The 20,172-nt window shown below is 36.1% G+C and carries 17 protein-coding genes and 3 pseudogenes; 12 read left to right on the top strand and 8 right to left on the bottom strand.

Going from position 1 to position 20,172, the window contains the following annotated elements:
- The first annotated feature begins 79 nt into the window (after nucleotides 1-79).
- The 4 genes and pseudogenes from IGJ05_RS08640 (at nucleotide 80) to IGJ05_RS08625 (ending at nucleotide 4,187) form a co-directional block, all read left to right on the top strand.
- Nucleotides 80-784 (top strand): EAL domain-containing protein, encoded by a 705-nt coding sequence (locus IGJ05_RS08640; RefSeq protein WP_194185778.1) that lies wholly within the window; start codon nucleotides 80-82, stop codon nucleotides 782-784.
- A 17-nt stretch (nucleotides 785-801) separates the two neighbouring features.
- Nucleotides 802-1,971: a GGDEF domain-containing protein gene (locus IGJ05_RS08635; protein WP_162783196.1), complete on the top strand. Its 1,170-nt coding sequence runs from the start codon at nucleotides 802-804 to the stop codon at nucleotides 1,969-1,971.
- Between the two features lie 62 nt (nucleotides 1,972-2,033).
- Nucleotides 2,034-2,738: a Firmicu-CTERM sorting domain-containing protein gene (locus IGJ05_RS08630; RefSeq protein WP_002326402.1), complete on the top strand. Its 705-nt coding sequence runs from the start codon at nucleotides 2,034-2,036 to the stop codon at nucleotides 2,736-2,738.
- A gap of 258 nt (nucleotides 2,739-2,996) precedes the next feature.
- Nucleotides 2,997-4,187, top strand: a pseudogene (locus IGJ05_RS08625) (IS256-like element ISLgar5 family transposase).
- A 387-nt stretch (nucleotides 4,188-4,574) separates the two neighbouring features.
- Here the strand turns inward: IGJ05_RS08625 and IGJ05_RS08620 are convergent.
- The gene (locus IGJ05_RS08620) at nucleotides 4,575-4,955 is read right to left on the bottom strand and encodes a DUF7006 family protein (RefSeq protein WP_194185775.1); all 381 of its coding nucleotides are present in this window, start codon (nucleotides 4,953-4,955) and stop codon (nucleotides 4,575-4,577) included.
- Nucleotides 4,956-5,608: 653 nt separating this feature from the next.
- Nucleotides 5,609-6,046 (bottom strand): hypothetical protein, encoded by a 438-nt coding sequence (locus IGJ05_RS08615; protein WP_266167241.1) that lies wholly within the window; start codon nucleotides 6,044-6,046, stop codon nucleotides 5,609-5,611.
- Nucleotides 6,047-6,218: 172 nt separating this feature from the next.
- Here IGJ05_RS08615 and istA point away from each other — a divergent pair.
- Together istA and istB are read left to right on the top strand one after the other, a co-directional pair.
- Nucleotides 6,219-7,456 (top strand): annotated as a pseudogene (istA, locus tag IGJ05_RS08610) (IS21 family transposase).
- Nucleotides 7,446-8,186: an IS21-like element helper ATPase IstB gene (gene istB / locus IGJ05_RS08605; RefSeq protein ID WP_010747573.1), complete on the top strand. Its 741-nt coding sequence runs from the start codon at nucleotides 7,446-7,448 to the stop codon at nucleotides 8,184-8,186. Before istA ends, istB begins: the two are co-directional and overlap by 11 nt.
- Before the next feature lie 67 nt (nucleotides 8,187-8,253).
- Here istB and IGJ05_RS08600 read toward each other — a convergent pair whose 3' ends face one another.
- Nucleotides 8,254-9,243, bottom strand: coding sequence for a helix-turn-helix domain-containing protein (locus IGJ05_RS08600; protein ID WP_317756474.1), 990 nt, complete (start codon nucleotides 9,241-9,243; stop codon nucleotides 8,254-8,256).
- Between the two features lie 78 nt (nucleotides 9,244-9,321).
- Nucleotides 9,322-10,512, bottom strand: a pseudogene (locus IGJ05_RS08595) (IS256-like element ISLgar5 family transposase).
- 126 nt (nucleotides 10,513-10,638) lie between these two features.
- Here IGJ05_RS08595 and IGJ05_RS08590 point away from each other — a divergent pair.
- The 3 genes from IGJ05_RS08590 to IGJ05_RS08580 all read left to right on the top strand — a co-directional run bounded on the left by IGJ05_RS08590 (nucleotide 10,639) and on the right by IGJ05_RS08580 (nucleotide 12,972).
- Entirely contained in the window at nucleotides 10,639-11,607 is a 969-nt protein-coding gene (locus IGJ05_RS08590; protein ID WP_225001295.1) for a GGDEF domain-containing protein, read from the top strand.
- A gap of 446 nt (nucleotides 11,608-12,053) precedes the next feature.
- The gene (locus tag IGJ05_RS08585) at nucleotides 12,054-12,371 is read left to right on the top strand and encodes a hypothetical protein (RefSeq protein WP_081116992.1); all 318 of its coding nucleotides are present in this window, start codon (nucleotides 12,054-12,056) and stop codon (nucleotides 12,369-12,371) included.
- A 58-nt stretch (nucleotides 12,372-12,429) separates the two neighbouring features.
- On the top strand, nucleotides 12,430-12,972 hold the full coding sequence (locus IGJ05_RS08580) for a DUF3267 domain-containing protein (RefSeq protein WP_208788461.1): 543 nt from the start codon (nucleotides 12,430-12,432) through the stop codon (nucleotides 12,970-12,972).
- 194 nt (nucleotides 12,973-13,166) lie between these two features.
- On the opposite strand, the gene IGJ05_RS08575 is transcribed toward IGJ05_RS08580, so the two are convergent.
- Entirely contained in the window at nucleotides 13,167-13,586 is a 420-nt protein-coding gene (locus IGJ05_RS08575) for a DUF2000 domain-containing protein (protein WP_005232083.1), read from the bottom strand.
- Complete coding sequence (locus IGJ05_RS08570) at nucleotides 13,579-14,412, bottom strand: AraC family transcriptional regulator (RefSeq protein ID WP_081116990.1); 834 nt, start codon at nucleotides 14,410-14,412, stop codon at nucleotides 13,579-13,581. Before IGJ05_RS08570 ends, IGJ05_RS08575 begins: the two co-directional genes overlap by 8 nt.
- 367 nt (nucleotides 14,413-14,779) lie before the next feature.
- Between IGJ05_RS08570 and IGJ05_RS08565 the strand changes: the two genes are divergently transcribed.
- Complete coding sequence (locus IGJ05_RS08565; RefSeq protein WP_081116989.1) at nucleotides 14,780-14,884, top strand: putative holin-like toxin; 105 nt, start codon at nucleotides 14,780-14,782, stop codon at nucleotides 14,882-14,884.
- Between the two features lie 519 nt (nucleotides 14,885-15,403).
- On the opposite strand, the gene IGJ05_RS08560 is transcribed toward IGJ05_RS08565, so the two are convergent.
- Nucleotides 15,404-16,828: a glycoside hydrolase family 1 protein gene (locus tag IGJ05_RS08560; protein WP_060792765.1), complete on the bottom strand. Its 1,425-nt coding sequence runs from the start codon at nucleotides 16,826-16,828 to the stop codon at nucleotides 15,404-15,406.
- A 168-nt stretch (nucleotides 16,829-16,996) separates the two neighbouring features.
- Between IGJ05_RS08560 and IGJ05_RS08555 the strand changes: the two genes are divergently transcribed.
- Together IGJ05_RS08555 and IGJ05_RS08550 are read left to right on the top strand one after the other, a co-directional pair.
- A complete protein-coding gene (locus IGJ05_RS08555; protein WP_005227520.1) occupies nucleotides 16,997-17,710 on the top strand; it encodes a GntR family transcriptional regulator in 714 nt (237 codons plus the stop codon).
- Between the two features lie 145 nt (nucleotides 17,711-17,855).
- Complete coding sequence (locus IGJ05_RS08550; protein ID WP_194185668.1) at nucleotides 17,856-19,184, top strand: PTS sugar transporter subunit IIC; 1,329 nt, start codon at nucleotides 17,856-17,858, stop codon at nucleotides 19,182-19,184.
- A gap of 190 nt (nucleotides 19,185-19,374) precedes the next feature.
- Here IGJ05_RS08550 and IGJ05_RS08545 read toward each other — a convergent pair whose 3' ends face one another.
- Nucleotides 19,375-20,127 (bottom strand): MurR/RpiR family transcriptional regulator, encoded by a 753-nt coding sequence (locus tag IGJ05_RS08545; RefSeq protein ID WP_005227526.1) that lies wholly within the window; start codon nucleotides 20,125-20,127, stop codon nucleotides 19,375-19,377.
- Nucleotides 20,128-20,172: the final 45 nt, after the last annotated feature.

Genomic DNA, 20,172 nt, shown 5'->3' with positions numbered 1-20,172 from the left:
TTATTTTGTTTAAGCGAATAGTAAGTATATTGGAATAATCATATTTTTTGAAAAATTGTTAAGGGAGTATTTTTTGGTAATGAATTATAATGATTTAAATTTTTTTTGTCAGGGGATTCATCACCCAGAAACGAAGAAAACAATTTATTATGAGTTATTATTAAGAAAAAAAGAAAGTGAAAGTATTTTTCCTAAAGATTTTCATTTGAGTATAATTAGCGATCTAGATAAACATTGGCTATATATGTATTGGCTAAAGAAAACGTTAATTAAGATCTTAGAAAATAATCCGAAAAAAATTTTTAGTCTTAATTTAGACCCACAAGAGTTAGAGTACGACTCCACCTTTTTACTGCTTGAAGAGTTGAGGCGGTATAAGCATCAATTAATTATTGAAATCACAGAAACTCCGCCCCTTAAGAGAAACTACCCCTATTACTCTTTAATAAGCGAAGATGCTTTAAAAAAAATTATCCAATTTGGTTACACAGTTTCTATAGATGATGTTGGTCAAGGGATTAATTCTTTAAGTGCTATGTTTAAAATGAAAAATTACTTTCATATCATCAAATTTTCAACAATGGTATTTAGGAAAACAACTTCGGAAGAAACTTTGAAGCAAATTATAAAGTTGTTTGCAAGCATTGCGATTCAGTTAGATAAGCTCTTTGTTGTTGAAGGAATAGAAAATCAAGAATTTGCACAATGGTTAGAAACAAATATTTCTTGTTATCATCAAGGCTATCTTTACTCGATACCGAAAAGGCTCCAAAATATCGATTGATAAGGAGGAAGTTTTTGATGGAAATATTTTATGGAATGTATTTTATGATTATTCGGCTATTTATTGTAATGGGACTCCTTTTTTGTAACTACATGATTTTTATGGGAGTAACTCAATCACCTGTTTTTGAAACAAAAAGTAGTCTAAAAAGAATTATTTGGATATTGATTATAATCAATAGTTTGTTAATTTTGCAAGGGGTACCTGGTTTTTCTTACATTATTCAGAATTACGCTTATGGTATTGTTGTTCAAAATATTGATTTACAAATGGTCATTCTTTTCTATAGTTTATATCTATTTAGAGAAAAATGGGTCATTTACTTTAATGTGTTTCTAGGCAGTATTATTACCTTTTACTATATGTATCAAGGAGAATATCACACAACACAAGATTACATTATTTCAATAGCTATTATAGGAGGGATCTTTTTATCATGTTATCTTGTTTTGGTTTTAGAAGATAGAGCCCTAACAGATTTTTCTACATTCTTTTTGTCAATTTTTCTTTTCGGATCTACTTGGGGGTTCAAAATGAATCCATCTTTGAAATTTGATTTTCCTACATATATTGTTTTCTTATTAAACTTTCTTTTTTTGATGATTATAGTTCGTTTAGTCAACAGATTAGTGTATAAACAATTTGCAAAAATAAATGAATTATCAAACCAAGTTCAAATAGATTTTTTGACTGGTATAAAAAATCGATTGACTTTTGAACAAGAATTTAAGAAACGGTTCGATTCTCCGAATTTAAAAAATAGTTTGGTGCTTGCTATAGTCGACATCGACCATTTTAAAAGGATCAATGATAATTATGGACATGATACAGGTGATAGAATTTTAAAAAGTGTAGCTCAAATCATTGAAGAAACACTCTTTCAATATCAATTAGAAAATCAGGTATTTCGGATTGGGGGGGAAGAGTTCGGGTTATTATTTCAAGAAGAACAACATCATGATATTTTGGATATCTTGAAAGTGATAAGTAAAAAGATAAAAAATTTTTCCTTCATTATTGAGGGAGAAGAAATTCGAGTAACCATTTCCACTGGTGTATCTCATTATAATATAACGGATCATAGTAAGAAGGATCTTTATAAGCGTGCGGATGAATACTTATATATCGCTAAGCGCGCGGGACGTAATGCCATATTTATGGATGGTAAAATCAATTATATTACCTAATTAGAATAGATTGTGTTTCTACTTTTACAGTATTTATAGCGGTTATTAGGGAGGAGAACCAAATGAAAAAAAAATACTATCAGTTGCTTATCGCTTTACTAGTCATGGTAATAACGGATGTTTTTTTGACAATAAATGCTCATGCAGACAATAAGTATGATATTGTGATTGATGGTGCATTTAGTGACTGGTCAGACTTGCCAAAGACTAAAATGTTTTTTTCTTATGAAAATGGACAAAATATTAAATATGCTAGCCTAGTCACGGATGATAAGAACTTGTATTTCTGTTTGGATATGGCACCAGAAGGACATAACTACCGTAATTTACAACCAAGTGGACATAGGTTGACAATTGGAAACAAAGTGTATTGGATGACATTTATTAATGTATTTAATAGTGAAGACCTGTCAGTTATTGGTCAAACAAAAGATGTTCAGGTCAATTTTTGGGCTGAAGATAATACTGTTAACTTAACGATTCCAGGGAAACTTACTCGTGTAAAAACGAATTATAGCGCTACTTCTTACTCAGATACAGTGGAAGTTGCAGCTCCTTTTGAGCAATTGAAAGTAGAAGCAACAAGCAGTCAAACTATCACTTATAGCAATAACAATTTGGGACAGCAGATGATTTCTGTAGCAGGAGGAAGCACTGGGCCATGGATACTTGCCGGAATTGCAGCAGTAATCGTAGGTTATTCTTTATGGAAAAAAGAGAAATCCCAAAAAATTAAAATAAAAAACTTACTCTCAAGAATTTCTTGATTAATAATTAGGAATATTTATGAGGAAATAGCTATAGTATAAATACAAAAATTGTATTTGAATAACAATTTTTGTGGTTAAAGATGTCTTGATTTAATTATTTCAAATTTCTTATAATAGAATTAAAGATATCTTTTAAGATATTTTGAGGGGGAATTTTGGGGGAGAGTGTAAAATATTTTGTGTAAATAGAAAAAAGGAAGTCCCTTCTGTAGAATAGAGTTACCACAACACATTCACAGAAGAGAGGACTTCCCTATGAACGATTTTACTACAGAAATTCTAAAGACTCTAGCGAACAAAGGCGATTTGAATGAATTATTCCGTGTCCATTTGGAGAAAGCAGTCAATACGCTTCTCAAAACGGAGTTAACGGCTTTCCTAGATTACGAAAAGTATGATCGCATTGGTTTTAACACGGGTAATTCTCGTAACGGCTCCTATGACCGTACGGTCAAGACCGAGTATGGGGAACTTCATCTCCAGATTCCGCGCGACCGCAATGGTGAGTTCAAGCAACAGACTGTTCCTGCTTATAGACGGACGAATGACACGTTAGAGGAGACCGTCATTCACCTCTTCCGAAAAGGTATTACCATGTCGTAAATCGCAGACTTGATTGAGAAAATGTATGGGCATCACTACACGCCCCAAACCATGTCCAATATAACAAAATCATTTACAGAAGAGGTAACGGCGTTTAAAGGGCGGGAGCTTCATGACCGTTATGCTGCTATTTATATGGACGCAACGTATATTCCGTTAAAGCGGAAAACCGTCGCCAAGGAAGCTATTCATATCGCAGTTGGCATTCGCCCGGACGGATCAAAGGAAGTATTGAGCTATGCGATTGCACCGACTGAATCCATCACGATTTGGGAGGAAATTTTATTGGACCTTCAAGAGCGCGGTTTGAAAAATGTCCTCCTGTTCATCACGGATGGCTTAAAGGGGATGGTAGGAGCGATTAGTCGGTTCTATCCCAAAGCTCGTTTTCAACATTGTTGTGTACACGTTTCCCGTAATATCAGTCACAAAGTGCGTGTCGATGATCGTAAGGAAGTCTGTGATGATTTTAAAATGGTGTATCAAGCCTCATCTAAAGAGGTGGCGTTGGAAGCACGTGGTGCTTTTGCGGAAAAATGGAAAACCAGCTATCCAAAAGTGGTTGAATCGATTCTTTCGAACGATCACTTGCTCACTTTCTATGATTTCCCCTTGGCCATACGCAAGAGTATTTATTCTACGAACTTGATTGAATCCTTTAATAAGCAAATCAAGAAATACAGCCACCGCAAGGAACAGTTCCAAAACGAAGAGTCGATGGAACGTTTCTTAGTCTCGTCTTTTGATACTTACAACCAAAAATTCCTAGGTCGCAGTCATAAAGGCTTTCAACAGGCCGAAGGCGAACTTGAACAAATGCTAAGCCAACTGATTGAGAATTAGAAACAATCTGCAGTAGGGAAGAATCATTTACACAAAATTATTGACGCTCCCCTACTAATTCATACAATATTAATATTTATTATAGAAAATCAACAGAGTAATATTTCTAGATTCATTTCTATAGTTTTTTTGTTATATTTGCAATTAAAACCTTATTCTGAAAGAAACTGTTAAATGATTAATTAATCTTAAGTTAAGAGGATTGATCAAACCAGTAAAACTACAAAATAATTAAGACTAAATACTATGCATACAAATTCTATTTTTGGCTTTCACAATTGATTATAACGAATCAGAAACAATTTTATAATTCATCATTATTTTCCCAATCAGTTGAGAGAATGATTTTTTGTGCGGAATTGCATGAGAATTAGCAAAAAAATATAATTATAATACTGAAAAATACAATGAGTGATCCATAATTTCACTGGGATAATATTCGCATTGTTCTTTCATGTATGTAAGATAATCTTGCTGAGCGCAATCCAGAATGTCTTTTTCAGTTAAGTTTTTAATAAATTCTGATTCTACTGTCTCAACTAAAAATAAAATAATCTGTAGTTGAGCATCTAAACCAAGAACTTTAGCATGAAGTCGAAAAAAGTCTTTTCCTTCGTAACTGTAAATACATTCTTTAATTTCTTGGCAAATTTTATTTATTCTATTAATAATCAGCGGATACTTTTCACGAAATTCCAGATCATTACATTTCTGTTCAAAGTATAAAAAATACGATTCTTCATTAATATAATGAGGTTTGGAAGTCATAACTGTCTCTCCTGTTTCTTACTGTTTTATCTTTTTCTTAGATTACATAGTAATTGAAAAATTTTTAGATTAAAAAATTATGCAGAGCTGGTTGTTTCCTGGATTGTCTTCTTTGTCAGCAAAATTATTTGTAATAAATATTTGTTAAATTAAGAAGTTTATTTTCATAAACTTCTTAATTTATAGCAATTTTTATACTACTAATAAAGTTTATAAATTGTCTAACGGCTTGTCTTTGCACTATTCATAGTAACATGGATATAACAGAAATCGCCATTCCCAATTTATGTATGATATTTTACACAAATTGGATTCAATAATAGTATATAAGAAAGTAATACACCCACACTTCTTAATAAAATAGGCTCTATAATTTGATGACAGATTCAGAGAATAAATTCAAAACCTTATGAACATTATCTAATTTTTCACAACTCTTCATTTTTTATTGACAAAAGTCCCTTAAAAACGTATCACATTAGAAGAATATAGCATAATTTTACACATTATCTTGCATAAGAAATTTATTGAAATAATTAAAATATAATATATGATAGAATTTAACCGCCAAAATCGTAATCTACAAAGAAATAAACACAATATAATACTATCTAATTATCATAGTGAATTATATAGAAGCATAAATACTTCCTCTACACTTTTTGCATCATCTGTTTATCAAGATACGAATGTTGTATTAACGAAAGTAATTTTCTCCAACTATCCATATTACTGATAGAATCTAAATAGAATACTTTCTTATCACATATTGCTCTTTCTAATGTGTCTGTAACTACGATATCAGCTACAGAATAGTCTTCTGTTATGATAATTTGGTTTTCATTAAACAAACCTTTAAGTCTTCTTTCAATAAAAAATCCAGCCATAAAATCTTTTGACATTCGTAAATATATTTTTATCTCTGTCTTTAATTCTGAAATAAATAAAACATGAAGTAAACTAACTAAAAGGTAATTGTGACTTTTACTAAGATTAAAGGGAGCTATGCTTTTCTGTAATTCATTTATGTATTCATCATTAATATCTGAGTGATATGTTAATGGTGGAATAAAAAGCTTTGTAAAATCCATAATAGATTCACCAACCAAAGCATACAGTGCATTGAATAGTGTCAAGTAATATATGAATAAGTTCTGTTTGTTAACGGCAACGATAAAATGTAGGAAAATGGCAATTTAAAATTGTTGGTTTTCCTACATTTTTGTATGCTCTTCTTATCCCAAATGAAACGGAGGTTCAGGGATGAGAAAAGATATACGCGAAGGAGTGATGATCTACGTGATCAACGAAATCAAACCGAACTATGCCGCATTAGCCAAACAATATGACTGTGATTATCGAACAGTCAAAAATGCATACGAAGAAGCTAAGGGTGAAACGTCCACACCTACCCCGCGCAAGAAACGTCCAAGCAAGTTGGATCCATATAAAGAAATTATCCAAGACAAAGTCAAGGGGCATTGTAGTGCCTACAGTATCTTCAAATTTATCGAACGCAAAGGATTTGACGGGAGCTACAGCCTAGTAAAAGCTTACTGTCGCGAGTTCAAACAAGAAAAAGTGCAAAAGGCCACCATTCGTGTCGAGCATAACCCGGGACTTTCCGCCCAGGTTGATTGGAAGGAAGATATGCGCTTAATCAGTAATCAAGGAGAAGTTTTTGAATTTAATATCTTCTTATACGTCCTTCCTTACTCGAAGAAAAAATTCATTACTTTAACCTTTGACCGTAAGCAAGATACCCTGTTTGAATGTCTGGATGATGCCTTCTATCACACCGGTGGTGTGCCAAAAGAAATCTGGTTCGACAATATGAAGACGGTGGTTGATCATTCTCGCAGTCAGTTTTCAAAAGCGTATTTCAACGAACGCTTTTATGCCTTCAGTAAAGACGCCAGCTTCACGCCAATTGCCTGTCGTCCCTTTCGACCACAAACAAAAGGATGTGTAGAAGCGTTAGCCAGAACTGTTGATCGACTGAAGGTCTATAACCATGAATTTTATGATACCGTAGAGCTATGTCATCTAGTGAATGACCTATGTTCTGAGTTAAATAGTGAAGTCTCCCAGGCAACGGACCAGACGCCAGATGAGCGTTGGTGGACAAACGAAAAAGAGCACCTACATGAATTACCGAAAAACCTTTTGAATCCTTATTTTGAGGACTTTATTAGCCGTAAAGTCACGAAGGAAGCCATGGTCGTTTTCCGTAAATGCAGGTACTCTGTAGATCCTCGCTATATCGGTAAAGAGGTTGAAATCGAGCTCTCCGACAAGGAAGACCAAGTACAAATTCATTATAACGGAGAACTGATCCGGTCGCATCCCTTAACGAAAAAACAATTGAACTATCATGAGGAGGACTATTTCCAAACCTAAAGTCAGATGTCATGAGCCATAAAGAGGACGATGACATCAGAGCTTATACTCGCGAAAGTCTAAAACAATATGATTTGGTGGAGATTGCTGATGAAGAATAGCCATTATCAAGAACTGATGACCAACCTAGAAACGCTCGGTTTGAATCACATGCGGGAGTATGTTCCCAATTATATCGAGGTTGCCAATCGAGAGGAGCTTTCCTTGACGGAAGCTCTTCTGGAATTAACGCGAAAGGAAGTCAATCATCAACATAACCAGAAAATGAATCGCGTGATAGAGCGAGCGCGCTTTCCTAAACGGACCAGTCTAGAGGAATTTGATTTTACCTTCCAGCCAAGTATTAATAAACGTGAACTGCTGGATTTAAAGCACATGGGTTTCGTAGAAAAGCATGAGAACCTGGTCTTTATTGGGAGCCCAGGAGTTGGGAAAACGCATCTAACGATTGCCTTAGGAATTGAAGCCTGCCATCAAGGGTACCGGACTTTATTCATCCCTTGTCATGAGCTTCTTTTACGCTTACGAGCTGCCTATGAGAAAGGCACGCTTGAGCGAGTACTAAACCGATATGCACGATATGATGTGTCGATTATTGATGAGATTGGCTATCTACCGATACAAAAACAAGAAGCCGATTTGTTCTTCCAGCTTCTGGCCATGCGTTATGAACACCGCTCTACGATTATTACGACAAATATCGTCTTATCTCGATGGGGTGAATTGTTTCAAAGCCCAGAAATCGCGGCAGCGATCCTTGACCGACTGGTTCATCATGTCAAAGTGTTCAAGATTACCGGCAAGTCTTATCGTATGAGAAATAAAATCTAAACTGGCGATTGCCGACAATTCCTATTGCCGAAAACCTACATTTTTATTCTGCCCAAAACCTACATTTCTAAGTTGCCCTTGACATCTGTTCATGCGTAGACATTTTTTTCTGAAATATTGAAGTGCTTACTCCTAAAATTTCTCTTGATAAAAAACAAAATGGATGTTTAGAATCAATAAATATTTGCCCCAAATTTATTTTACTTTCTTTAGAAATAATGTCGGGAATAAAAAAAAGAGACATAAAATAGAAGTAATCGGCTTCGCAAATTTCATCTACTTTTTCAAGAAAAAAAAACCTATTGTCTTTACGAAATAATAAACCACTTATATTTTCTGAAATGATAGAAAAGAACGATTGGATAAGTTTCGATTTTGGTGAAAACAAGTATTGCTTATTATTAATCCGTGTTTGTAAGACTGCAAAAAAAATATCCTTTAACTGCCCTTGAGTACTTGATTCGCTATAAGTAGTGTTTAGTAATTTATCAGGCAAAAAGGAGGGAATGCTTGCATTAGAAACATCAGAAAAAGGCCATTCTATATCTTGAAAGGAGTCTTGCAAAAAAATACAAGAGAAGAGCCTGATATTAAATTCATTTCCTGCTAATCTATACTGACCATTTTCATTTAGTATATAAAAATCGAAAGAAGAAAAGAAAATATTTAGTTTTTTTGTTATTTTATTTAAATAACTCGGTGAAATGAAGAGCTCCTCTAAAATTTCTTTTTTTGTTAAAGAAACTCTTGTTACAAGTAATATCGTATAATTAAATGCAATATTTTTTTTCAGTAAAAGGAGTTTCAATGTGTAGGCCAAAGAAATGGCACAATCCCAGTATTCTTCTCGAATTTTTATATTCCCATTCCTACTTGAAACAACAAAATCAGTGATTTTCATTAGTTCTTCAAAGTGTTCATTTATCGTTTTAATAGTTTCTCTAACTGCTCTTTTAGAAATTTTTAAATTAAAAGAAATTTCTTCCGTTCTTGTTTCCTTTTTATTAATAGTAAAAAAAAGTACATGAAACTCTCTTCGCAAATAATTTGGAATCACTCATTAACTTCCTTTCTTACAAACCTTGGGAGCGTCAATAATTTTGTGTAAATGATTCTTCCCTACTGCAGATTGTTTCTAATTCTCAATCAGTTGGCTTAGCATTTGTTCAAGTTCGCCTTCGGCCTGTTGAAAGCCTTTATGACTGCGACCTAGGAATTTTTGGTTGTAAGTATCAAAAGACGAGACTAAGAAACGTTCCATCGACTCTTCGTTTTGGAACTGTTCCTTGCGGTGGCTGTATTTCTTGATTTGCTTATTAAAGGATTCAATCAAGTTCGTAGAATAAATACTCTTGCGTATGGCCAAGGGGAAATCATAGAAAGTGAGCAAGTGATCGTTCGAAAGAATCGATTCAACCACTTTTGGATAGCTGGTTTTCCATTTTTCCGCAAAAGCACCACGTGCTTCCAACGCCACCTCTTTAGATGAGGCTTGATACACCATTTTAAAATCATCACAGACTTCCTTACGATCATCGACACGCACTTTGTGACTGATATTACGGGAAACGTGTACACAACAATGTTGAAAACGAGCTTTGGGATAGAACCGACTAATCGCTCCTACCATCCCCTTTAAGCCATCCGTGATGAACAGGAGGACATTTTTCAAACCGCGCTCTTGAAGGTCCAATAAAATTTCCTCCCAAATCGTGATGGATTCAGTCGGTGCAATCGCATAGCTCAATACTTCCTTTGATCCGTCCGGGCGAATGCCAACTGCGATATGAATAGCTTCCTTGGCGACGGTTTTCCGCTTTAACGGAATATACGTTGCGTCCATATAAATAGCAGCATAACGGTCATGAAGCTCCCGCCCTTTAAACGCCGTTACCTCTTCTGTAAATGATTTTGTTATATTGGACATGGTTTGGGGCGTGTAGTGATGCCCATACATTTTCTCAATCAAGTCTGCGATTTACGACATGGTAATACCTTTTCGGAAGAGGTGAATGACGGTCTCCTCTAACGTGTCATTCGTCCGTCTATAAGCAGGAACAGTCTGTTGCTTGAACTCACCATTGCGGTCGCGCGGAATCTGGAGATGAAGTTCCCCATACTCGGTCTTGACCGTACGGTCATAGGAGCCGTTACGAGAATTACCCGTGTTAAAACCAATGCGATCATACTTTTCGTAATCTAGGAAAGCCGTTAACTCCGTTTTGAGAAGCGTATTGACTGCTTTCTCCAAATGGACACGGAATAATTCATTCAAATCGCCTTTGTTCGCTAGAGTCTTTAGAATTTCTGTAGTAAAATCGTTCATAGGGAAGTCCTCTCTTCTGTGAATGTGTTGTGGTAACTCTATTCTACAGAAGGGACTTCCTTTTTTCTATTTACACAAAATATTTTACACTCTCGCCTGTCGTTTAAAATTCTTATTGGTATTGTTTTGTTTATTTCGCAAGTCTACTTTATTATATCATTTTCTTTGAACAGTATCGGTTATGTTGCGTATGAATATACGATTCCAATCTTTATTTATTATTTTGGCATTCTCAAAGAAAAAATCTATCTGGTTGGGTTAGTACCCGTCATTTTGCTGACCTTTTTTGCATTGATCAATAAATTTGAATGGGAAGCCATGCTCTTTATTATCGGATTAAATTACATCATTTTAATCGTTACGGGCTTATTAAAGAAAAGATTTTATGGACAACCAAATCACACGGCATTTTACCTATTTTCGATTTTCGTTACGGTTGTCTCGCCGATGCTCAACGCCTTGCTTTTTTATCGCCGCGAAATTAGCGTTTGGGATGTGGTGTCTTTAGGCATTGGATCTGTGGGGATCGTTTCTTTATGGAAGTATTATTTGCAGAATCAAAAAAATTTCCTGGAAAAAATCAACACAAAAATCATTGAACGCAATTATGATGAGTTGACCAAGGTGAAAAATTTCCGCAGTCTGAACGAGGATATTTCAAAGCTGGCGCTACTTGAGAAGGACCAGCTCGTCGTGGTGATGATGGATTTAGATCATTTTAAGCGCATCAATGATCACCATGGACATCAAATCGGCAATCAAGCCCTATCCTTCTTTTCGGAAAAACTGATGACGTTTCTCTACCAGAAAAGTCCTTCCCATTTAGTCGAAGTTTATCGATATGGCGGCGAAGAATTTTTAGTCCTATTTAAAGAGAATACTTCTGATGCTGTGAAAAAAATTATTGAAGAATTCCATTTGTTTTTAAGCAATGAACAGTTGAAATTAGAAACCGCCCAACTGACCCTTTACTTTTCGGCAGGGATTTCAGAAGCAGCCTCTGCGTTAGACATTTCAGAAACCTTCTACCAAGCAGATCAAGCATTGTACGAAGCCAAAAGGAAAGGCAGAAACCGCACGATTATTTTTTCTTGAGACGTTTGCTTTTCTCAAGAAGGTTCCGCAGTCTTTTCTCAAGTGGATAGGTGTTGTAGGAAACCAAAAGGAAAGACAAGGTCGTATGATTTTTTAGACGAATATTTTTCAGAAGAAGTTTTAATAAAGAGACAAGGTTCGCAGGCTTCTTTTTCCAGCGTCGTGTCTTTTTCAAAGGGAAGAGAGGAAGCAATCTGGCAAGTATAACGGTTTACCGATTATCTTGAGAGGTTAATTGAAGGGAAAAAACAAGTAGAGTGCTTTTTAAGAAGTGGGAAGAAACCACTTCTTTTTTTGCACCAAGCATTGGGCAGTCGCGCTTGGCAGCATCGACTTGGTTTTCTGGCGTGTTTACAGTCTTTAAAAGCAATGGTATATTTATTTGATAAGTAAATAAAATTATTTTGTCCCTGTGCGTAACGATTACTGACTAAGGAGACTTCCCCATGAAACCAATTCGGCGAATACTATACCAAAGTGTTTTGTACGTAGCTATTCCTTTGATCGTGAGTCTACTGATTGGCTACCTAGCCAAATGCTCACTCCTGATTCCTGCATCCATTATTTATGGCGTTCTTTTGGTGTTTATGATCCCTTCCGACAGCTTTTTATCAAGCAGCGTGGACTACCAAACGAAACGTATGAATCCAAGTTTTCGTCCTCCGCCATTACAGAGAAGGATTGAAAGTGCGCCAGAGATGATCAATTTCCTCTTCGTTTTAACGGCACTGGTTTTGTGTTTGCTGCTCTTATTGGTTGGGTAAAGGGAATTCATAGAAATCATGTACTAAGAAGAATGACAAAAAGAAGAGGAGAACAGCGATGAAATTACTCAAACAAATCAATTTGATGGATGATAAAAAAACAATAAAGAGATTGAATCTCGCGGCGATTCCTAGTTTTATTTTTTTCTATGTGTTCTTTACACTCTTTGTCTTAGGTGGTCATGGGTCAAATGCTGAAACTTCGTTTATTTTCGATCTTTTGATCTTAATGGTTGCATATTTTATTCTCATCATTATTCATGAATTGATCCATGGTGACTTCTTCAAGCTTTTTGACCCTAAAGGGAAGGTAAAGTTTGGGTTCAAAAATGGCGTAGCATATGCCACGAGTCCCCATTCCTTTTATTCAAAAGGGAAATTTGCCATCATTTTATTGGCGCCATTCCTTGGCATTTCTGTGGGTCTCTTTCTATTTTATTTATTTGGCTGGTTGACGGCATCTCTTTTTACCTTGATTGCTGCCGCACATGCCGCTTCTTGTGTGGGAGACTTTTACTTTCTTTTTCTGATTGTTAAAGCACCAGCGAACAGTTGTGTAGAAGATACTGAAGTGGGGCTGAATATTTATCAAGGAGAGTAGTTTATTTTTCAATTGATCTTGTCAAAATCAAAGAGCAAGAAAATGTATGCTAGAAAATCTCTTACAAAAAAACAAACACCTCAAAAGTGTTTGTTTTTTTTATAGGACTGTTTATAAAAAACGTATATAGCAAGAAGACTGTTCGGCCGACAAAAAGACAACTTGTTTTAAACGACCGTTTTCTTATTAGCGCTTTACCGATACAACGGTAAGCTGCCAGCGACTTTATTGATACTCTTTTTCTTGCCTTTTAAACAAAGGCCGAAATAAGCCAGTGTTTCTGTGGGAATCGTCTCAAGCGTCTGACGGTATTGCTCATAAGAATTGGTGGTCTGAGCAACGTCGGAAAAATCAATGATGGTTACTTCTGGATCTGCTTGTTGACTGATCGATTCACGAATGGTCTGCAACTGTTCCTTGTTCGTTTTTAAGATAGGAATGGGGAAGTTGACAATGCCAAGGTGTTTTCTGCCCGTCGAATCGTAAATATCTTCTCCGATTCCTTCGGGAAACAATTTGCCCAAGGTTGCGCCTAAAATTGCAGCAGTATTTGCAACTAAGCCAATCGGTAATTGTTCATCGATAATCATGACACATTTTTCTTGGTTATTCATACGTTCTCACTCCATCTTCTTGGTAAATTGTTTGGTAAGCTTTCGGGGTGACCCCAATCAAGCTTTTAAAGATACGGGTAAAATGACTTTGGTCACTAAAACCTGTCAGAAAAGCGACTTCTGCAATTGCTTCTTGTGCTTCTAGTCTTTTCTTGGCAGCACTGATGCGCACCGTACTTAAATATTGAAACGGCGACAGCCCATACGCTTTGGTAAATTGCCGAATCAAGACGTACTGATTCATTCCAAGAACGTCACTTAATTCACTCAAGGACAATTTTTCGGCATAATGTTGATCGATATAGGCTTTTGCCGCTGTGGCTTTATTTGACACCGGGTCCGTTTGTTCGTGGGTGAAATCCGCATACTGAACAAGCAGGTCGTGAAGCAGACAAGTAAAGCGTTCTTGCTTTTCAAACTCATCACCGCGATCCGACAGCAACAGCTGGTGCACTGCATGAAATTCCTCTTTTTCTTTCACTTGGCGAATGACCGGTTCAGGAAAGTGGGGCGTCAATTGAGTGTTAAAAATTTTTTGTACTTGTACCGCCATGTTCTCCGGGGTTAAGTGGATATTGCGGTAAACCAGCTTTTCCTCCGTGAGTTGCTGGCAGCGGTGGGCAGCCTTTGGCGGAATCAAAATCAAGTCGCCTGCTTCAACGATATAGCAGGTATTTTGACAGGTGAATTGACGCGTCCCAGCTTCCATCAAGCCAATCACATAATATTCGTGCCAATGGTTAGGAAACTCCTGCTGGATGCCGTTAAATAATAAAGCTTCTACACCAAGGGTGCTATCTTGAATGATTTTTCGTTCATTTCTCATCTGCATTCTCCTTTTTGTTACTATAACAAAAGTGGTTTTTGGTGAATAGAATGATATTGACTTTTGACTATTTTTCTTGATGGAAGACACTTGGTTGGGACTGAGAAAAGGGGCTGGAGAAGGTCGGAAAAGAGTGGATCAGGCTTGAAGAGAGAACAGCGGGTTATTTTGACGAATTTATGGAATGAATCACAGCAGATGGACCATGCGCCGTGAAAAAATAATGATAAATCCTTGGCATTTGAAAGTTTTATTGATGGAAGTATGGGACCATTTGACTGCAGTAAAGTTTGTGACGGTGGCTATCTTTGAAAGGTGGTGGTGCTTATGAATGTAAGTACTAACTCTTCAGAAAGGAGAAGCCTTTTTGTCCACAGCGGAAGCAATCGGGCTAATGATCAGTTTTGGTACATTTACCGCCATGCTGATCTTTGGTACCCTAGCCGCAGTGAAAAATGACAAAAAAAAATAACCGTCGACTTTAACAGGGAAACGGTTATCTTTTAAGTTAAAAAAACTGTCGCCGTCTTAAATGGCGCTGCAGAGGGATTGTGGCAACAACTCCTCTTTACATAGTTAGTATAGCAAGAAGAGAGTGATTTTTCAACTTTTAACAAGGATATTCTCAAACAAAATCGATAAGCGACATAGGCAAAACCTTATTCTCAATTGAAATAAGGTGTTCGATGCAGTCATTTTGGAAAAGTGTTCGAACATCTAAAAACGAATGCAATGTTTAAAGAAAAGGGAAGCATTATTATCGAAACTAGCGGCTAATAAGTTCCAGATAAATTCTGATACATTTATTGCCATGCTGCTCTTTCGTATCCTAGCCACAGTGAAAAATGACAAAAAAATAACCGTCGACTTTAGCAGGGAAACGGTTATTTTTTTACTAATAAAACCCTGTCGCCTTCTTCAAAGGTGCGAAAGAGGAGTTGTGGCAACAGGTTTCTTCTATACAGATCACTATCGATCATATTCGTGAATGCTAATCTACCAGTCGCTCGAGATCGTAGGAAAAACCGTTTTGCTTACTTAGTTCCTTGTAAAACAAGCCGCTTTTCTTTATTGTACGTTTCTGTGTGGCTAAATCTAAAGAAACTAAGCCGTAGCGGTTTTTATATGCATTGATCCATGACCAACAATCAATGAATGTCCATAGATGGTATCCTTTTATATTACAGCCATCTTGAATTGCTTTCCATAAATAGGCGAGATGGTCTTGGATAAATTCAATGCGATAGTCATCAATCACCTGTCCATTTTCATCCATGAACCGTTCTTCATTAGCAACACCCATGCCGTTTTCTGAGATAAAGGATTCAATATTTCCGTAGTTATTTTTGATATCCATACATAAATCATAAATTCCTTTTTCATAGATTTCCCATCCACGATATTCATTCATTCGACGGCCAGGCATAATATGCGGTTCAAAGAACCATTCTGGTAAGAATGGACTTTCTAGATTAACGGCAGAAGTTCTTGCTTTGACACGGCGTGGTTCATAGTAGTTTAGACCAAGTATCTGTGCGGTATTCTCTTCAATAATTTTTAGGTCTGTGTCATTGAAATCAACGGGTAATTGGTCATATTCCTCCAGCAACGAGATTAGTTTTTCTGGAAATACTCCTTTGACCATGGGATCTAAGAAACTACGAGTATAAAAAAGATCCGCAATTTCTGCTGCTTTTTTATCTGCTGAATTTTGGCTTCTTGGGAAAGTCGGACTCAAATTGAGAATTACTCCGATTTTGCTAGATAGCTGGTATTTTTTAAAAGTTTGAATGGCTTTTGCATGGGCTAATATGGTAAAGAACGCTGCTTGAGCACCACGCTTAAAATCAATGAGATTTGGATAGTGAAAATCTTCTAAATAAGATCCCAAGATTGGCCCCAAAGGTTCGTTAAAGGTGAACCAATGATAAACCAAGTCGCCAAACGCTAGAAAACAGGTATCAGCAAAATTTACATAAGCATCAACAACTTCACGTGATTCCCATCCCCCTTTATCTTGTAATTTTGCGGGCATATCAAAATGATAGAGATTCGCAAAAACTTTGATATTATTATTTTTCATTTCGGTAAAAAGATCTCGATAATAGGCTATCGCTTTCTCGTTTGGTTTACCAACCCCGTCATTTGGAAACATTCGTGCCCATGAGATAGACACACGAAATGAATTGTGCCCCGTTTGTTTCATCAATTGAATATCTTCGTGGTAACGATGGATATGGTCTGTCGTAATACTAGGTCCAATTCGTTTATAAAAACGATGAGGTTCTTCGTGAAACCACCGATCCCATACTGTCTCTGCTTTTCCTGTTTCTCCACGCCCTTCAGATTGTTCTGCTGACCAAGCGGAGCCCCACCAAAAGTCATCTGGAAATGTTAACTGAGTTTGTCTTGACATTATCGTTTCCTCCTGTTCGTTTTTAATAGTGTAACATTGCTTTTGATATAAATAAATACTTTTTATTAAAAATATATATCTTTGTGTGATGGGTATGTTTTTAGCTGTAAAAAGAAAATTTTTTATGTTAAAGTATAAGTAATAGAGATGAGTATGAGGGAGTAAGTTATGAAGAAACAGCCAAAATATATGGAGGTTTATACGGAGGTAAAGAAAAAAATTGCCAATGGAACCTATCAAATCGGCGAAAAATTACCTACAGGCGATGAACTTGCGCATGAGTATCAAACAAGTAAGCTCACTGTGAAGAAAGGTATTGATATGCTAGTATCAGAGGGAGTTTTACGAACACGTAGTGGATTCGGAACGGAAGTTCTACGCAGACCAATTGATAATTCGAAAGTGTTTGGACCAAATGAAGGTCTTTTTGATTTAGTAGGGGAAGAACATGTGACTTCTGAAATCCATACGTTCTCAATTGAGTTGCCATCGAATGAAGTGGCAGAAATTTTAGAAATAAATCAAAAAGAGTATGTCTATAATATTATTAGAAGTCGTTTTATTGATGAACAACCGTATTCTATTGAGCAAACGTTTATGCCACTTTCTGTTATACCGGGGTTAGAACCAAAGCATTTGAAACGTTCTGTATATGGCTACATTACAAATGAGCTTGGTCTAGAGATTAAATCTTCCCATATTTGGATCAAAGGTGATGTGGCAAATGACTTCGATGCGGAAATTCTTTCTGTAAAACCAGGCGAGTTTATGATAGAGGTAGACAAAGTGGTGTCATTGTCATCTGGTGTACCGTTTGAATATTCTCTTTCGAGACATTTATACAAAGATTTTATTTTTGAAGCAGTTTTTGTTGAGAAGTGAAGACCAACGAATTTCGTTGGTCTTTTTTTGACTTTTAAAAAAAGATATATAATTTTAGATAAAGATATTTACTTTTTTAAAAAGCTGGTGTATGATCATCCCATAAGCAATCGCTTACAACTAAAAAAGGAGACTGATCGGGATTATGAGTAAAAAAGATGCTATTTTTGAAAAGTTCGGAATAATAGCCACAAGGCTAGGGAACCAGATTCATCTTCGAACACTAAGGGATGCTTTCGCCACTTTTATGCCTTTTATGATGTTGGCGGGATTTGTTACATTGATCAACTATGTTATTTTAGAGCCAACAGGATTTATGGGAAATATCATTGATCCAGCAACATTAACGACGATTCAAGAAATCGGGACTTCCATCAGTAATGGAACACTAAGTATAACGACGCTATTAGTTGTTGCGGCAGTTTCTTATCATATGTGTGTTAGCAGAAATTATACGAATCATATTGCTGCTGTTCTAGTCGCTATTTCAACGTTTATTGTTCTCACCCCTATGATGACGATGTTTACACCAGAAGGAAGTCAAGAAGCGCTGGAGGTAGGTGGGGTTATTCCTGTCACTCATACTGGCGCGTCAGGAATGTTCGTTGGAATTTTTGTGGGCTTAGCTGCTACGGAACTCTTTATTAAGTTATCAAATAACAAAAAGTTACAAATTCAGTTGTCAGGAAATATCCCACCAGCTGTGTTGAAGTCATTTAACGTCCTTATTCCAATCATGATTACCGTGACTACCTTCGCAATTGGTTCATTTGCAGTCAATCAATTATTCAATATGGATGTTAATTCGTTGATTACTACTCTAATCACTGGACCTTTAAGTAGGGTAACGACAGGTTTACCAGGATTCCTCTTAATTACATCAATTGCAAATCTATTTTTCGGGTTTGGAATTCATCAAGCAGTGATATCAGGTTCACTTCTCGATCCGTTCTTAATTCAAAATATGCAAGAGAATATGGCTGCTTATGCGAATAGGGAAGATATTCCACATATCATAAACATGGCATTTAAAGATACGTTTGCTGTTATGGGAGGATCAGGAAATACTATTGCTTTGCTAATTGCTATTTTTATCTTTAGTCGTCGTAAAGACTACAAAGACTTTGCAAAATTATCCGTAACTCCTGCACTATTTAATATCAGTGAACCGATCATTTTTGGTTTACCAATTGTTTTCAATATTAGTTTGATTATTCCATTTGTATTGGCGCCGATTTTTTCCCTAACAGTTGCATATTTTGCAACAGCTGTTGGTTTAATCAATCATGTAGTCGTGCAGATACCTTGGACCACTCCTCCCGTCATATCTGGATTTTTAGCAACTGGTGGCGATTGGCGAGCAGCAGTCTTGCAAATTGCGATCATTGCTGTGAGTGTTTTTATCTACTTACCATTTTTACGTATCGATGAAAAAGTTACCTCAACAATAGGGAATGAAGAGGCAAATGATTGAGAAGAGGAAACTTCACAAGATTTTTTGAAGTCTTCTCAAACCAAAGGTAAGAGAAACAAATAAATTGAACAAATCTATATATCAAAAAGAGACCACATAGATACATGTGAGTCTTTTTTTTTGTGGGGATATCGATCGGTGAACTTGTGAATAGAGGGAAAGAATTACCTGAAGAATTTTTTTTACAAATCTATTGAGTTTCCATTCTATTTCTCACGGTTTTCGCTAACTTTTCAATAATGTACATTGCCGGTATCTGTGTTGTAATATCAGCTTCATTAATTTTTTCTAGCGAAATATTATAGGTTATTGCAATATCAGCTAATTTAGAAAGTGTTGAATTAGAGCTGCTGGTAATTCCTATTACTGAGCTTTCTGATAGATTCAAATGATTTAAATATTGAATGATTTCTGTGGTCTCGCCCGAAACGGATAAAGCGACGATACACATTTTTTTTGCTAACTCAGTGGATAGGTAATTAATAGGGTAATTACTAGGATCTTCAATGCGAATCGCCATGTTAAATAGCGACGAGAAATAAAGTGAACCATATTCAGCAACAACATTTGAGGAGCCTACGCCAATAAAAATAATCAGCTCTTTTTCCATCAATAAGTGAACTGCCTCATCAAATTTATCTTCAAAGAATTTGTCTTGTGTGCGTGCTAAAAAATTCAAGAGTTCACTCTCAAAATCAAGTGTTTTTACCTCTTTTTCTTCTTTAAGAGATTCGAGATACGCACTGAGGTAAATTTTAAATTCAGAAAAACCGGTACAGCGAAATTTTTTACAAAAGCGTAGTACGCTGGCAGTACTCGTATGACTTTTCTCAGCTAATTCACGAATACTCATGGAAGCAACTGCATTTACGTCTGAAATTATTGCTTTATATACTTCAATATCCGTTTCATTTAAGTCTGGTTGATAGTCAAGAAACAACATAGTAATCCCCTCCTGTTACAAATTGTAACAGGATTGTAACCGGTG

Source organism: Enterococcus sp. AZ167 (genome assembly GCF_051714025.1).
GTDB lineage: Bacteria > Bacillota > Bacilli > Lactobacillales > Enterococcaceae > Enterococcus_D > Enterococcus_D casseliflavus.
Note: the sequence above shows the minus strand (reverse complement) of the source record. Positions and strands in the feature narration are given on the sequence as shown.

Bases quoted from the DNA above. Each gene is read 5' to 3' on its own strand.
- IGJ05_RS08620 (WP_194185775.1), bottom strand. From the start codon at position 4,955: ATGACTTCCAAACCTCATTATATTAATGAAGAATCGTATTTTTTATAC.
- IGJ05_RS08615 (WP_266167241.1), bottom strand. From the start codon at position 6,046: ATGGATTTTACAAAGCTTTTTATTCCACCATTAACATATCACTCAGAT.
- IGJ05_RS08635 (WP_162783196.1), top strand. From the start codon at position 802: ATGGAAATATTTTATGGAATGTATTTTATGATTATTCGGCTATTTATT.
- IGJ05_RS08560 (WP_060792765.1), bottom strand. From the start codon at position 16,828: ATGTCAAGACAAACTCAGTTAACATTTCCAGATGACTTTTGGTGGGGC.
- IGJ05_RS08640 (WP_194185778.1), top strand. From the start codon at position 80: ATGAATTATAATGATTTAAATTTTTTTTGTCAGGGGATTCATCACCCA.
- IGJ05_RS08545 (WP_005227526.1), bottom strand. From the start codon at position 20,127: ATGTTGTTTCTTGACTATCAACCAGACTTAAATGAAACGGATATTGAA.
- IGJ05_RS08550 (WP_194185668.1), top strand. From the start codon at position 17,856: ATGAGTAAAAAAGATGCTATTTTTGAAAAGTTCGGAATAATAGCCACA.
- IGJ05_RS08580 (WP_208788461.1), top strand. From the start codon at position 12,430: ATGAAATTACTCAAACAAATCAATTTGATGGATGATAAAAAAACAATA.
- IGJ05_RS08630 (WP_002326402.1), top strand. From the start codon at position 2,034: ATGAAAAAAAAATACTATCAGTTGCTTATCGCTTTACTAGTCATGGTA.
- IGJ05_RS08555 (WP_005227520.1), top strand. From the start codon at position 16,997: ATGAAGAAACAGCCAAAATATATGGAGGTTTATACGGAGGTAAAGAAA.
- IGJ05_RS08570 (WP_081116990.1), bottom strand. From the start codon at position 14,412: ATGAGAAATGAACGAAAAATCATTCAAGATAGCACCCTTGGTGTAGAA.
- IGJ05_RS08575 (WP_005232083.1), bottom strand. From the start codon at position 13,586: ATGAATAACCAAGAAAAATGTGTCATGATTATCGATGAACAATTACCG.
- IGJ05_RS08585 (WP_081116992.1), top strand. From the start codon at position 12,054: ATGAAACCAATTCGGCGAATACTATACCAAAGTGTTTTGTACGTAGCT.
- istB (WP_010747573.1), top strand. From the start codon at position 7,446: ATGAAGAATAGCCATTATCAAGAACTGATGACCAACCTAGAAACGCTC.